Annotated in this window: 10 protein-coding genes; 4 read left to right on the top strand and 6 right to left on the bottom strand. The window is 37.8% G+C overall.

What is annotated here, in order from left to right; genetic code table 11:
• The first annotated feature begins 151 nt into the window (after positions 1-151).
• Complete coding sequence (gene nlpI / locus GQR44_RS05730; RefSeq protein WP_166370191.1) at positions 152-1,111, top strand: lipoprotein NlpI; 960 nt, start codon at positions 152-154, stop codon at positions 1,109-1,111.
• A 197-nt stretch (positions 1,112-1,308) separates the two neighbouring features.
• Here nlpI and nspC read toward each other — a convergent pair whose 3' ends face one another.
• The 4 genes from nspC to GQR44_RS05710 all read right to left on the bottom strand — a co-directional run bounded on the left by nspC (position 1,309) and on the right by GQR44_RS05710 (position 6,858).
• Entirely contained in the window at positions 1,309-2,436 is a 1,128-nt protein-coding gene (nspC, locus tag GQR44_RS05725) for a carboxynorspermidine decarboxylase (RefSeq protein ID WP_166370189.1), read from the bottom strand.
• A gap of 83 nt (positions 2,437-2,519) precedes the next feature.
• Positions 2,520-3,740 carry a carboxynorspermidine synthase gene (locus GQR44_RS05720; RefSeq protein ID WP_166370187.1) on the bottom strand — a complete coding sequence of 407 codons (1,221 nt, stop codon included), beginning with the start codon at positions 3,738-3,740 and terminating at the stop codon, positions 2,520-2,522.
• Between the two features lie 230 nt (positions 3,741-3,970).
• Entirely contained in the window at positions 3,971-5,446 is a 1,476-nt protein-coding gene (locus GQR44_RS05715) for an aspartate aminotransferase family protein (RefSeq protein WP_166370185.1), read from the bottom strand.
• Positions 5,446-6,858 carry a diaminobutyrate--2-oxoglutarate transaminase family protein gene (locus tag GQR44_RS05710; protein WP_166370183.1) on the bottom strand — a complete coding sequence of 471 codons (1,413 nt, stop codon included), beginning with the start codon at positions 6,856-6,858 and terminating at the stop codon, positions 5,446-5,448. The genes GQR44_RS05715 and GQR44_RS05710 overlap by 1 nt, the downstream gene beginning before the upstream one ends.
• A gap of 512 nt (positions 6,859-7,370) precedes the next feature.
• On the opposite strand from GQR44_RS05710, the gene GQR44_RS05705 reads away from it, so the two are divergent.
• The 3 genes from GQR44_RS05705 to GQR44_RS05695 all read left to right on the top strand — a co-directional run bounded on the left by GQR44_RS05705 (position 7,371) and on the right by GQR44_RS05695 (position 10,847).
• On the top strand, positions 7,371-8,105 hold the full coding sequence (locus GQR44_RS05705) for a response regulator transcription factor (RefSeq protein WP_166370181.1): 735 nt from the start codon (positions 7,371-7,373) through the stop codon (positions 8,103-8,105).
• A complete protein-coding gene (locus tag GQR44_RS05700) occupies positions 8,105-9,538 on the top strand; it encodes an ATP-binding protein (RefSeq protein ID WP_166370179.1) in 1,434 nt (477 codons plus the stop codon). The genes GQR44_RS05705 and GQR44_RS05700 overlap by 1 nt, the downstream gene beginning before the upstream one ends.
• Before the next feature lie 67 nt (positions 9,539-9,605).
• Positions 9,606-10,847: an ABC transporter substrate-binding protein gene (locus GQR44_RS05695; protein WP_240923571.1), complete on the top strand. Its 1,242-nt coding sequence runs from the start codon at positions 9,606-9,608 to the stop codon at positions 10,845-10,847.
• Positions 10,848-11,263: 416 nt separating this feature from the next.
• On the opposite strand, the gene ptsG is transcribed toward GQR44_RS05695, so the two are convergent.
• Both ptsG and dbpA read right to left on the bottom strand, forming a co-directional pair.
• Positions 11,264-12,670, bottom strand: a complete 1,407-nt coding sequence (ptsG, locus tag GQR44_RS05690; RefSeq protein WP_166370177.1) for a PTS glucose transporter subunit IIBC — start codon at positions 12,668-12,670, stop codon at positions 11,264-11,266.
• A gap of 522 nt (positions 12,671-13,192) precedes the next feature.
• Positions 13,193-14,581 carry an ATP-dependent RNA helicase DbpA gene (gene dbpA / locus GQR44_RS05685; RefSeq protein WP_166370175.1) on the bottom strand — a complete coding sequence of 463 codons (1,389 nt, stop codon included), beginning with the start codon at positions 14,579-14,581 and terminating at the stop codon, positions 13,193-13,195.
• Positions 14,582-14,785 lie beyond the last annotated feature (204 nt).

Genomic DNA, 14,785 nt, shown 5'->3' with positions numbered 1-14,785 from the left:
GTCATCAGCCACTCTTTTATTGTAAATATATTGTCATCAATACGCCTTATTCCGTGAAAAATAGTGATTATTTATTGAATATAATGGGTAAAACTTTACATTATCAATGATATGGTACACTCTTGAAAATCTTGTTTATAAGGGTTCAACGATGCGATTATCTTTTAATAAATGGGCTATTGTCCTGTCTTTTGCCACATTGACTGCGTGTTCAAACAATCAACATGAAAGTAAAAGTTATACTTTAAAAGCTACCGGTAACGGTAATTCAGTCTTTCCTCTCGCGACTCCGCTACAAATAACATACCAAGATGAAGTCAAATTATTACGTATTAATCAATTAATTGCCGACAAAGATAAAGTCGATGATAAGCAACGCGCTGCTTTATTGTATGAGCGCGGATTAATTTACGATCGAATGGGACTTAATGCGCATAGTCGTTATGATTTCACTCAATCGATTCAGGTTGATCCAACCTTTGCTCAATCCTATAACTCATTAGGTGTTTACCTATTAATGGGTGAAGCCTATGACGAAGCTTTCGACGCGTTCGATTCAGCGATTGAACTGTCCGATAAAATGCAATACAGCTACCTTCACCGAGCCATAGGTTTATCACTAGTGGATCGGTATGATGGTGCGCAGAAAGATATAGAGCATTTTTACGAGCTTGATAAAAGTGACCCTTATCGTTCATTGTGGCGTTATATTATTAATGCGCACGTGGATCAAAAGCTAGCGGAAGGGCAATTGAAGGAAGTACAACCGGAAGAAGAAGATAAGCGCTTTGCATGGGCGATTATTGATGTTATCAACGGCGATTTATCTGAAAAAGACTTTTTTGACAATATCGCAAATGGTGTAGAAACAAATGATGAGTTAGCACAGCGTTTATGTGAAGCTTATTATTACTTAGCACATTGGCATATGAATAATAATAACCTTAACAAAGGCATTTATTATTTAAAATTAAGCGTTGCAACCAATGTAAAAGATTTTATTGAGTATAAATATGGTTTGATTGACTTAAGCCACATTCAAGAAAAGCTACAGACACAAGCGTTAAAAGCCATTGCTGTACAGCAGAATAATTCTGAGCAACCTTTATAGTCTGCTTTGAGGATTTAAAAAATCAGCTAGAGCATTGAAAAATATTAGATTATTGCCAATTATCTAGCTGAATAACTTTCTACTTATTTTTCTAATTAAGCTTTCTAATTCACTCATCAAGCAACTTTAGTTAATACTAGTTAAAGTTGCTTGAATACAGCTAATTCAGATACTTATTCTTACAGGTCATATAGTTTCTATCGACCTAAAGTATCTTTGAAATGTTGGTAATTAAACTCGTTTAACAGATCGATACGACCATCAACTCTTTGAAAATAAATACTTGGCATTTTTAAACCATTAAACCAGTTTAGTTTGACCATGGTGTAACCCGCACTGTCTTCAATATGTAGCTTTTGACCTATTTTTAAGGGTTGTTCAAACTGTGTTTCACAAAACTGATCACCCGCCAAACAAGAGCATGAACCAATCACATAATTGTATGCAGCACCTTGTGTTGCTTCTTTAATCGACGCAGGTTCGTTATAAATTAGTGTATCTAAACGATGCGCTTCGGTAGCACTATCAACGATGGCAGTTTTCTTGTCATTTTCAACAATATCAATCACACTCACCACTAAATCTGCAGTACGCGTAATAATGGCTTCACCTGGTTCAAGATAAACTTGTAAATCATGTTTTTTAGCGAAGTTTTTTAGCGCTAATCCTAGTTTTTCGATGGGGTAACCCGGGTAAGTAAAGAATATACCGCCACCTAAACTAAGCCATGAAAGCTTATCTAAGTAAGTTGAAAATGTGCTTGAGATATGGTCAAGGACAGCAATAAAGGCATCAGTATCTTTATTTTCGCAGTTCATATGAAACATAAACCCATCAACTTTATCGAGTACATCTACACTTAAAAGCTGTTGTTTAACGCCCAGACGAGAATAAGGGCGTGCTGGGTTGGCTAAATCTTGTCCTGCAACACTCATTTCGGGGTTGATACGTAAACCAAGCGATGCATTGTCTTTACAAGCTGTGTAATGCGCTTCAAGTTGTGATAACGAATTAAAAATGATCTTATCTGCAAGGGGTTTAACCGCTTCTATATCTGCAGCTGAATAACCCACGCTGTAGGCGTGCGTTTCACCACCAAAGGTTTCATGGCCTAACTTTACTTCGTAGGGGCCAGAACTAGTTGTTCCGTCTAAATAAGGTTTAATAGTATCGAAGGTACCCCAAGTAGAAAAACATTTTAAAGCCAGCACTAATTTAGCGCCTGATATTTCTTTCAACTGCTTCGCTTTTTCTAGGTTATTGATCAAAGCTTGTTCATTGATCATAAAGTAGGGCGTATTGAGGTGTTGCTGTTGTAACGACATGACGCTTTCTCGACGGGTAAGGTATTTAAAAAACAAAGGCGAAGTTTGAACTTCGCCTTGATAGATAAGTTAGTAACTGCAGTCTATTTGACCTCAAGCTCCATTACTTCCCAACTCAAACCAATTTTAGGCATTAATTCTAAGAAATGATCTGGGTTTAGTTGTTCAACGTTGTATAGACCTTTATCGCTCCATTTACCTTGGAAATAAAGTAAAGCGGCTGTGATAGCTGGCACACCAGTAGTGTACGAGATAGCTTGGTGTTCTACTTCATTATATGACTCTTTATGGTCACAAATGTTGTAAATAAAGACACTTTTAGCTACGCCATCTTTTTTACCGCGTAACCAAGTACCAATACAGGTTTTACCTGTGTAGCCAGGTGCTAGTGAGGTTGGGTCTGGTAATATTGCTTTTAATACTTTAAGCGGTTCAACAGTAATACCATCACAGGTTGTAACAGGTTTTGTATCTAATAAGCCGATAGTACGCATTACGTTGAAGAAGTTTAAGTAGCTGTCTGAAAAGCCCATCCAAAACTCAATACGTTTTGCTGGAATGAACTCTGCCATTGAACGTACTTCATCATGTGCCATAGAATAAACTTTTTGTTTACCGACAACTGGGAAATCAAATTCCATCATACGGCTATGGCAAGGAACTTGGTTCCATTCTCCATTTTCGTAGTAGAAAGAGTCACCTTGAATTTCTAACATATTTGTTTCAGGGTCAAAATTAGTTGCAAATTTTTGGCCATGGTCGCCTGCATTAACATCCATAACATCTATGCTATCGATTTCATCGAATAGGTGTTTATGAGCGTAAGTAGCAAATACACTTACTACACCTGGATCAAACCCAGCACCTAAAATACCTGTAATACCAGCTTCTTTGAAACGATCGGCAAAAGCCCATTGTGGATCGTATGCTTCAGGCACTTGTTGACCTGGGCTACAAAGATCAGTCGCAACAGACGTATCTAGATAAGCCGTTTTAGTCTGTACACATGCTTCCATGATCGCCACGTTCACCCATGGAGGACCTGCATTGATCACTAGATCGGGTTGTACTTGATTAATCAAAGCAATCAAGGCTGAAATATCGTCGGCATCAATCGCTACAGCGTTGATAGTTTTGTTGCTGTCTTTAAGATTATTACGACCTTTGATTGAGGTAATAATCTTTTCGCATTTAGAAATAGTGCGAGAGGCAATAGTAATATCGCCGAATACATCATTATTCTGTGCGCATTTGTGTGCTATCACCCATCCTACGCCACCGGCGCCAATTTGTAGTACAGACATTTTTTTAGTCCCTATTCATTAAATTTTTATTGCTTAGCTAACTACTACTTAACCTTAAGTTAGTGTTAGTAATCTCATGTGTGCTCTGTACTGCTTAATTAACAGTTAGCTAGTTTGTTGTTAACACAACTAACAAGCTAACTTTATTGTTAACCGTATGTAATTAGAACGGATTAACTACTTTTCTATTAACCTATTAACCTATTTACTTATTTTTTCTATCTATATATTCATTTCTTGATAATCGCTTGCGTTGCGTTTTCTATTTTTACGATTAAGGTATCAAAATCATGCAAGGTTAAACAAGGGTTTAACAGTGTGAATTTTAACGCTAATTGCCCATTAACTTTTGTTTCAGCAATCACTGCTTCACCACTTGTTAATAGTTTCAAACGCAATTTTTGATGTACTTGATCAAATTCCAGATCAGTTAACTCACCCTGTATAACCGGCGATAAACGGAACAACACGGTTGATAATACTGGTGTACAACATAATTCAAAGTGCTTATTTTGATCAATTTTTACTGCAACTTGCTGTGTTAAGTCTAATAAATAATCGTAAAACTCTCCGAGCTGTGTTGCTCCGACAGCCTTGAGCGTCATAAATAGCTTTAATGCATCAAAACGCTTTGTCGTTGCAATGCTTTTATCAACCAAATTAGGTAACTCATCACCTTCACGATTTAGATAATCTGCATGGTGCAACAAAGTATTAAAGTTAGCTTTATCTTTAATAAGCAGGGCACCACAACTGATTGTTTGGTAAAATAGTTTATGAAAGTCTACGCTGACAGAGTCGGCAGATTCAATACCTTTCAAACGAGATTTATGTACTTCGCTAAGTTGTAGCGCTGCACCATAAGCACCATCGACATGCGACCAACAACCTGCTGCACGAGCAATTTCAACCACCGTTTGTAAATCATCAATTGCACCATGATCCGTCGTACCCGCCATTGCTACGACAGCAAAAGGTAACAAATCCTGTGCTTTTAATGCATCAATGGTTAGTTGTAATTCATTAACATCGATTTGGCCTTGCACATTGGTTTTAACTAACACCACACTGCGTTCGCCCAATCCCATTAATGATGCAGACTTTTGTACAGTAAAATGGCTTTTATCTGAACAGATGATACGCATTTTCTGTGCGTAATCAGGTAAACCATCCTGCTGAACATCATGTTTTGATTGCTGATAAGCAAACCAATCGCGAGCCAGTAGTAAACCCATTAAATTACTTTGCGTGCCACCACTAGTGAATACACCATCAGCGCGTTCACCTAATTGGTAAGTTTTACACAACCAATCAACCATTTGCTGTTCAACAAAAGTCGCAGCGGGAGCTTGATCCCATGAGTCCATTGATTGATTTAATGCGGCAATAAAATGCTCTGCCACAATTGATGCAATCAACGGTGGAGTATGCAAATGTGCAATCGTATGAGGATGTTGCACTAATAGAGAATTTTTAGCGATCAATTCATTGGTGGTTGCTATTACTTCTTGCAAAGGAGCTGCTTGCGAAAAATCCACCGCATTAATCTGCTGTTTTAATAACGTAGGTTCGACACCTGAATATGCATTTTGTGAATGCTTAAACAAGGCATTGATAGCATCTTGTGTTTGCTGGGTCGCTTGCTCAAAAGCTTGGTTTTCACCAAGCTGAGCGAAATAATTTGACCAGTTATTAGCTTGGGTCATTATTGTGCTTCCACCGCAATTTTGATGGCTTTTGCCATTGTCGTTGCAACAAATTCTATTTGCGTTTCACTAATGATAAGTGGTGGCAAGAAGCGTAATACCGCTCCACGACGGCCACCTTTTTCAATGATCAAACCTAACTCTAATGCTGCGCGTTGAATTGCAATTGCTAATGCTGGATCTGCTTCGGCTTGACCCAAGCTATTTAATACACCCGGTTTAACTATTTCAATACCATTCATCAAACCACGCCCACGTACTTCACCAATTTGTGGAAAGTCAGCTTGAATTGCACGTAATGCAGCACGAAGTTGTTCACCACGTTGCAATGCATTGTGAGCAAGGTTATCACGTTGAATAATTTCTAATGTTTTTGCACCACTAGCCATCGCAAGTTGGTTGCCTCGGAAAGTACCTGTGTGCTCGCCTGCATTCCAACAGTCAAATTTTTCATTAAATAAAATGATCGACATTGGCATACCGCCGCCAATGGCTTTAGACAAGATAAGTACATCAGGTTCAATACCTGATTCTTCAAACGCAAAGTGGTCACCACTGCGGCCAATACCACATTGAATTTCGTCAAAAATCAATAAAATGCCATGTTCAGTTGCAATACGACGCAATTCTTGTAGCCATTTTTTGGGAGCGGGTAATACGCCACCTTCACCTTGAATTGGTTCAACGATGATGGCAGCAGGTTTAGTGATACCTGATTCATCATCACATAAGACAGATTCAAGATAACGAATGCTTTGCGCAGCGCCTTCCTCACCACCTAAACCAAATTTACAACGCAAGTTGTATGGGAAAGGCATAAAATGTACGTCTGACATTAATCCAGTGCGACGACTTTTAGAGCTTAAGTTACCCGTTAAAGATAAAGAACCATTAGTCATACCATGGTAAGCACCGTGAAATGAAATCATGGTATTACGCTTGGTGTATAACTTAGCTAGTTTGATAGCGGCTTCTACTGCATCAGCGCCAGATGGTCCACAAAATTGAATACGCGCTGTTTTAGCAAAGTTAGTCGGTAGAAATTGCATCACCGCTTTGATGAATGCATCTTTGCTAGGTGTTGTTAAATCCAATGTTTGGTAAGGCACACCGGCATTGATTTGGTTAATCAATACTTGGTTGATTTCACTGTGGTTGTAACCTAAGGGTAATGCACCAGCGCCCGCTAAACAGTCTAGATATATTTGTCCTTTAGTATCCTCAATAATCGCACCACGGCCACTTTTGATAGCAATAGGTAAACGTCTAGGATATGAACGAACTTCAGATTCATAATGTTCTTGGCTTAATAACATTTCATCTGGTGTTAAGTCATACGGTGTTGTAATAACAGGGACTTCTAGTTCGTTTGTTAATTTGCACTCCGGTGCTAAATTAAGGACGTTTTGCATTATACGCTCCACTAATTGGAAATAAATAAAGTACGAAAATTGGTTTATCAGCAGATAAACAGAATTGTGTAAATAAGGTATAGCAATAAATTTAATTACGAATATACGTTGCACTACAAGATTTTAAGCGTCTTAGCTCAAGGTTCTACTGTGCGTCCAGGATACTGTAATAAGTATTGATTTTGAGGTGTAAAATAACGATTCAAAGGTTCAGATGAGTCAATGTAAGTGTGTTGCATTGTTTGAGCCTCCGTGTTTGGTTAGTCGTTATAATAAAATAGGTTGAGTGTTAAAACGCGCGCATTTTATCATCCATTTTTGCTATAGCAAGGGTAAAAACTAACTAAAATTAACCTTTTTTATTAACATACTGATTAATAATTATATTTTTTATATAAAGTGTAAAAAATAAACACTTTAAACGCACTCGAGGTTTCCTATCTTTAACACTACCCAATGTTGGGTTATTTGGGTATTCTCCGCACATAAATAGTAATAAATTGGGGGTAATAGTGAGTAACATAAAACAGATATTAGTCGTTGATGATGATCAAGATATTAGAGAATTATTAGCACAGTACCTTTCGAAAAATAGCTTTGATGTGATCACCGCTGCGGAAGGCATTGAAATGGATTCGTTATTAACACAACATACACCAGACTTAATTATTTTAGATATTATGTTACCAGGTGATGACGGATTTACGCTGTGTCAACGCATCCGTCAGCATTCGAATGTACCGATTATAATGCTCACAGCAAACTCCGATGAAATGGATAGAGTATTAGGTTTAGAGATCGGTGCTGATGATTATATTGCCAAGCCTTTTAGTCCTCGCGAATTGTTAGCACGTATTAAAGCGTTATTAAGACGCACTCATTTTTCTCAACAACAAAATAATGAGCAAAAAAATCAAGAAAGTAAGCGTTTTTATTCTTTTGCTCATTGGCAATTAGATACACAACAGCAAGTGCTAATAGATGATCATCAAAATGTATTCACATTAACTGGGGCGGACTTTCAATTGTTAATGTTATTTATTCACAGTAACAAGCAGCCTATTTCTAGAGACCAAATATGCCAAGCATTACATGGTCGAGATGCCTTTGCTAATGAGCGTGGCATTGATGTTCATGTCAGTCGTTTACGACATTTTTTAGGTGATGATGCCAAAGCTCCGAATATAATTAAAACCGTGCGTGGTAAAGGTTATCTATTTATTGCACCGCTCAAAAGTGCTGATTAATGTCGATGTTTAAATTGTTTTTTCGCTCACTTATATCGCGCATGTTATTACTGACGATTTGCTCTGTTGTCGCAGGGCAAGCTATTAGCAGCTTTTTTTGGGTTCATCAGTTCTCAGAGAGTGAAAAAAAATCGGTGATTGCTAATGCTCAACATCTCGCTGAAAGTGCGCTAAGTACCGTCGTATTTTTTAATGATTTACCCCTTAAATATCGTCATCTTGTGCTCGAGCAATTGCGGGGCATGGGAGGGAGTCGTTTTTTTGTTTCTCTGAACAGTGAAAAAATAGACATTAATCCTATTCAAGATAGCAAATTGAAAAGGCAAGTCATTGCAACCGTTAGTGAAGTATTAACAACGGGTATCGCTGGTGATAAGAATTTGGAAATTGAATTCTCGTCTCCAGATGATTTACACGTATTAAAGAATGATATCCTATTAAAGGATCTGCCTCCGTCATGGGGCGCTTATTCGCTCATTATCCCTACTGCTGAGCCTCCTATATTGGTGTTGCAAATAGAAGTAGAAAGTAATGAGTGGCTATATCTTGCCGCGATTTTACCTCCCCCTTATTTACTTTCGGATAATCAGTTGATCTCAGCGCAACAGATTTTGACCCTGTTCTTTACAACATTATTATTATTGTTATTTATCTATTTATTATTTAGGCAACAAACTAAACCCTTACAGAAATTAGCGAAGGCTGTCTCTGTAATGAGTATTGACCTAGACCAAGCGCCACTTAAGGAACACGGGGCCACCGAAATCGTTGATGCAACACGTGCTTTTAATCGTATGCAACAAAAGTTACAACGTTACATACAAGATCGCGAATTGTTATTTCGCTCTATTTCACATGATTTAAAAACGCCCATTACTCGTTTGCGATTGCGTGCCGAATTATTAGATGATGAGCAACAAACAGAGCGCTTTAACCATGATTTAGACGATTTAGAGATACTGGTAAAAGGCGCGATACAAAGCGTTCAAGACACAGATATTCATGAAAATATTCAGTATGTTGATGTGCTTAAGTTATTATTACAAATTAGTGAAAATCGTAGTGAAAAAATCGTGATCCAACCGGCTAGTATTTCTCCTTATCAAGGCAAACCTTTAGCGTTAAAACGTTGCTTATCTAACCTAATTGAAAATGGCGTTAAATATGGCGGCAAGGTTAATGTGCAAGTGATTGACAGTGATGAAAAATTAGAAATTATTATTCAAGATAATGGGCCTGGTATTCCAGAACATGAACTAAAAACCATCTTTCAACCCTATAAGCGCTTGCATAATGATGACCAAGGACATGGACTTGGACTGGGTATTGCGCGTAATATTATTCATGCTCATAATGGTGATTTACATCTGATCAATCGTGAGCAGGGTGGGTTGGAAGTTGTGATTATCTTCCCGCGCAATTACAAAAAATAAATTGAATGGTCATCTGACCCTAACTTAAAACGCTGGGTGAAAATAGCAATTGCGATTAATGAGACAAATGAAACTGAAAAAAATACTGCCGTTAATTCCTCTATTGTTGAGTATGCCAAGCAATGCAAACTCTTTGGAGGTATTGCACTGGTGGACGGCTCCCGGTGAGTTTGAAGCACAAAAGGTACTGAAGCAGGCATTAGCAAAACAAGGCATAAGCTGGCAAGACTTTGCGATTGTGGGCTCTGGCGGTGGCAGTGCGATGCGAGTATTACAAATGCGTGCATTATCCGGTAATCCACCCGATGCAGCGCAAATCAAAGGTCCTGACATTGCTGAATGGTCAAAAATAGGCATGTTAAAAGAAGTTGATAATATATTAAATAACAAATTATGGGACAAAAATATTCCAGATGTGGTGAAGCAAACTATCACCTATCAAGGCCACTATATGGCATTGCCACTGAATATTCATCGCGTCAATTGGTTGTGGTTAAATAAGGCTATTTTTGATCAACTTAACCTCTCTCCCCCTACTACATGGGATGAGTTCTTTAGTATTGCAGATAAAATCCAAGCGGCAGGTTATATTGCACTGTCTCACGGCGGTACAAGTTGGGAGGATAATTTATTATTCGAATCGGTTGCGTTGTCGATCTTAGGAGCTGAAAAATACAAACGTGCTTTTGTAGAGTTTGATGAATCGATTCTTATTTCCTCTGACATGATCGACGCGTTTAGATTGTTTAAACGGTTACATCAATATGTCGATAAAGGTATGGTCGGTAAAAATTGGGAAATTGCCAGTCAAATGCTTACCGATAAAAAAGCTGGCATGTTATTCATGGGTGATTGGGCAAAAGGCTTATGGCACACTTCTGGTAAAGTGGCTAATGAGGATTACTTGTGTGTGGATGTCCCTGAAAGCAAAAACTTGTTTAGTTACAATATTGACAGCTTTGTTTTCTTTAAAAAGCAACATCAAAATGGTGATAATTTAAATACGGAAATATTAGCAAATACACTTCTCTCAGAGCAATTACAGCGTGATTTTAATATTGATAAAGGTTCTATTCCAGTGCGAACGGATATTGATATTAGTGATTTTGATGCCTGTAGTCATAAATCATACAGTGACTTTAAACAGTCCGCTTTAGTCCCTTCTTTTTCTCAAAATATCGCTACAAGCAGCTTTTTACAAAGTGAAATGAGGAAAGTGATCAGTACTTATTTTAAGAGTGACAATCTCAGCGCTGAACAAGTAACTAAACAGTTAGCGTTAGCCATTAGAGCCGTTAATAAAAAGTAAGTTAAGCTCGTGACCATTCAATATGCAAAAATAAGTCAGTCGAGAGGCGAACAGATTCAAGCATCAAGTTGAACATATAACGGGCTAAGTCGAGCTTTCATTCCTATCTATAACAAAACTATAACAAAAATATATAACAGCCTATAGCTACCAATAACACTAACCAATAACAAAAACAAAGCTAAGGTTCATTTTAACAAGCATAAATGACTAGCTATTTGCTTTGCTTAAATTGCTATTTGGCATTGTCTAAATGTCCGAGCTAGGCCTTGAATAATGCATATGAGTAGTAACTGAAATATATATAAGCCATAGAGGACACAAAGAGATAAAATCCATAAATAAAACCAATAGACAAAAAAATAGGCATCTCGAAGATGCCTATTTTATATTGGGTAGAAACTTGTGCCTTAAGGTTATTTACCTAAGTAAGCTTCCATATCTGTTTTTAAGTTATCTGATTTAGTACCAAAGATAGCTTGTACACCATTACCAGAAACGACCACTCCAGCAGCACCTAGTTTTTTAAGACCAGCTTGGTCAACAAGTGCAATATCAGCAACACTAATACGTAAACGTGTGATACATGCATCTAAGTTAACGATGTTTGCTTTACCGCCAAATGCAGTAACTAATGCAGAAGACATTTCTTCATTGTTTAATTTAGCCGTTGTAGCTTGCTCTTCATCTTCACGACCAGGTGTTTTTAGGTTTAGAGCACGGATCACGATGCGGAATAAAGAGTAATAAATTGCTGCATAGATAAGGCCAACAACAATAAAGTAGATAAGTTTTTGTGAGTTAGCTGAAAGTACCAAGAAATCGATTAAACCATGTGAGAATGATGTACCGTGAACCATACCTAACATGTTAGTTACAACAAACGCTGAACCAGCTAGTAATGCATGAATAGCGTATAATACAGGAGCAACAAACATGAATGAGAATTCGATTGGTTCAGTAATACCTGTTAAGAATGATGTTAAGGCAGCAGATACCATGATACCCATTACTTTTGCACGATTTTCTGGTTTTGCAGAGTGTGCAATAGCAATAGCAGCGGCTGGTAAACCAAACATTTTAAACATGTAACCGCCAGCTAATTGACCAAAACCATTACCAGCAGCACGAGAAGCATCATCAGCAGATAAGTAACAAGTTAAAATACCGTTTAATTGCTCACCGCTTGAATTAACACAAGAACCTGCTTCGAAGAAGAAAGGTACATTCCAGATATGGTGTAAACCAAATGGAATTAATGAACGTTCAACCACACCGTAGATACCAAAAGCTACCGTTGGGTTTTGGTTTGCAGCCCAGTGAGAGAATGAAGCAATACCTGCACCAATTGGAGGCCAAATGATTGATAAAATAGCACCCATGATAATTGCCACAAAACCCGTCATAATCGGCACTGCACGTTTACCCGCAAAGAAACCTAAGTAGTCAGGCAATGTGATGTTGAAAAAGCGATTATACATCGCAGCAGCAATACCGCCGGCAACGATACCACCTAATACGCCTGTGTTCGCGCCTGGTGCTAGTGTTTCAATAGTTTGCATCATGATGAAATAACCAACTGCAGCAGCAAGACCGGCTACACCATCATTTTTAGTAAAACCAAGTGCTACACCAATAGCAAATAGTAACGCCATGTTACCAAATACTGCGCCACCGGCTTGTTCCATCAGTTGTGATACAACATCAGGTAGGATACTAAATTTAGCAGCACCTACACCCAATAAAATACCTGCAATAGGTAACACTGATACAGGAAGCATTAAAGACTTCCCTACTTTTTGTAAATTCCCAAATATATTCATAGATTACTCCAAGGTGGTTAAGTTTTGATAAAATATCTGTAGCGATATTTGATGACGGGAGTGTAGCGATCGAAATTCAAAAAAAATGTGTAGATGATCACATAAAATAAGAAGTTACGTTTACTTACATTGTAGATAGTGCTGTTGCAATATGTTACAAATTAAAATTTGAAACAGCCTTTTTTATAGTCTAAGGATATCGCAAGTTAATGATGTTTATTGCTGCACAAAGTGTTTATAAAAAAGTCATATTTGAAGAGGGTGGCTGAAAGTAATTATAGGAGAAAATTTAGGGGTTATAGGTTATAGGTTATAGGTTATAGGACTAGATAAGCCTCTAAATATTTCCCGCTTAGAGGAGGCATAGACTAAACGGGAAATTTATTTTTAAGACGCTAGATTTGTATAATTACTTTATTCCAGTAAAAATCTTATAAGTAATTAATTTTAAATGAATAAATATAATCACTACATAATATTTTTATATTGGCACTTGTTAGTTGCTACTTGGTACTTGCTAAGTTAGCCTCTTACTACCATTACACGGAACTTTCTGCCTTTTAGTTTTCCTTCGCTCAGTTTTTTAAATGCAACTTTTAGTAATGCTCGATGAACTGCAACATAAGACCAGTTATCGGCAACGTAAATTTTACCTACTTGTTGTCCGGTAATACCATCTTGGCCGGTTAATGCACCCACGATATCACCTGGGCGAATTTTTTGTTTTTTCCCACCTTCAATACGAATTGTGATCATCTCTGATGGTGGTGGTGTTACTTCAAGTAAAGAGGCATCGGGTAGCGGGCTAGCACTGATATTACGGTCTAGAATATCTTCTAATAACTTAATACGGTAATCATCTTTATTGCTAAAGAAAGTAAAGGCTAATCCTTTGCTACCTGCACGACCGGTGCGCCCAATACGGTGAACATGTACTTCTTGGTCATGAGCAACATGGAAGTTGAATACCGCACTTAAATTATCAATATCTAATCCACGAGCAGCAACATCGGTTGCGACTAAAATACGTGCACTTTTGTTGGCAAAACGGATCAATGCTTGGTCGCGATCTTTTTGCTCTAAATCACCATGTAATGCAATGGCACTATAGCCTCGGTTAGCGAGTTCTTCAGCAACTTCAGTGACTTCTCGCTTTGTATTACAAAATACAACAGTAGATTCAGGTTGGTGACGATTCAATAACAAGCGTAACGCGATCATTCTTTCTTGGTTATTTTGTACCGAATAAAATGTTTGCTCGATAATGTTATTATCGTGTGTGGTTGCAACAGTTACTTGCTTTGGTGCATTCATAATACGCTGTGCAATTTTTTGTATCTGCTCAGGGTAAGTGGCACTAAATAGGAGTGTTTGGCGTTGTTTCGGGCTGTGCTCTATGATGCTATCAATGGCGTCTTGAAAGCCCATTTCTAACATTCTGTCCGCTTCATCAAGAACTAATACGCTGACATGCTCAAGGTTTAAAGAACCTCTGCTTAAATGATCTTGAAGTCGACCAGGTGTACCTACGATAATATGAGCACCGTGTTCTAAAGAAGCTGCCTGTGGGCTCAGTGGCGTACCACCACATAGTGTCATTACTTTGATGTTATGGATTGACCTTGCTAGTTTTCTAATATCAGTCGCTACTTGATCTGCTAATTCACGAGTAGGACATACAACTAATGACTGGATCCTAAATTGTTTTACGTTTAAACGGTGTAAAATACCCAACGTAAACGCAGCTGTTTTACCTGAGCCCGTTTTACCCTGCGCAATCACATCTTCTCCATTTAGAATTAATGGTAAAGATTGAGCCTGTATTTCAGTCATCTTTAGGTAGTTTAAAGAGTCTAAATTGCTTAATAGGCTGTTTGATAGTGGCAAGGATGCAAAAGAGGTTTCACTCACGATAATAATTTCCTGATAGGGTAATGATAATGATCGCTACCATAACAGTTTGTCTGCTTAGTCACAAAATAATGTTGTAAAAATAAGCCGCTAAAATGCCACAATAACCAGTAAACTTCGCTATAAAATTTCTAAAAGTTGTAAAAGTTTTAAAGAACATTGTTTTCAAAAATAGTTTAAAAAAACTCAGCAAATTGGTTATTG

It is taken from the genome of Psychromonas sp. SA13A, assembly GCF_011378715.1.
GTDB lineage: Bacteria > Pseudomonadota > Gammaproteobacteria > Enterobacterales > Psychromonadaceae > Psychromonas.
Note: the sequence above shows the minus strand (reverse complement) of the source record. Positions and strands in the feature narration are given on the sequence as shown.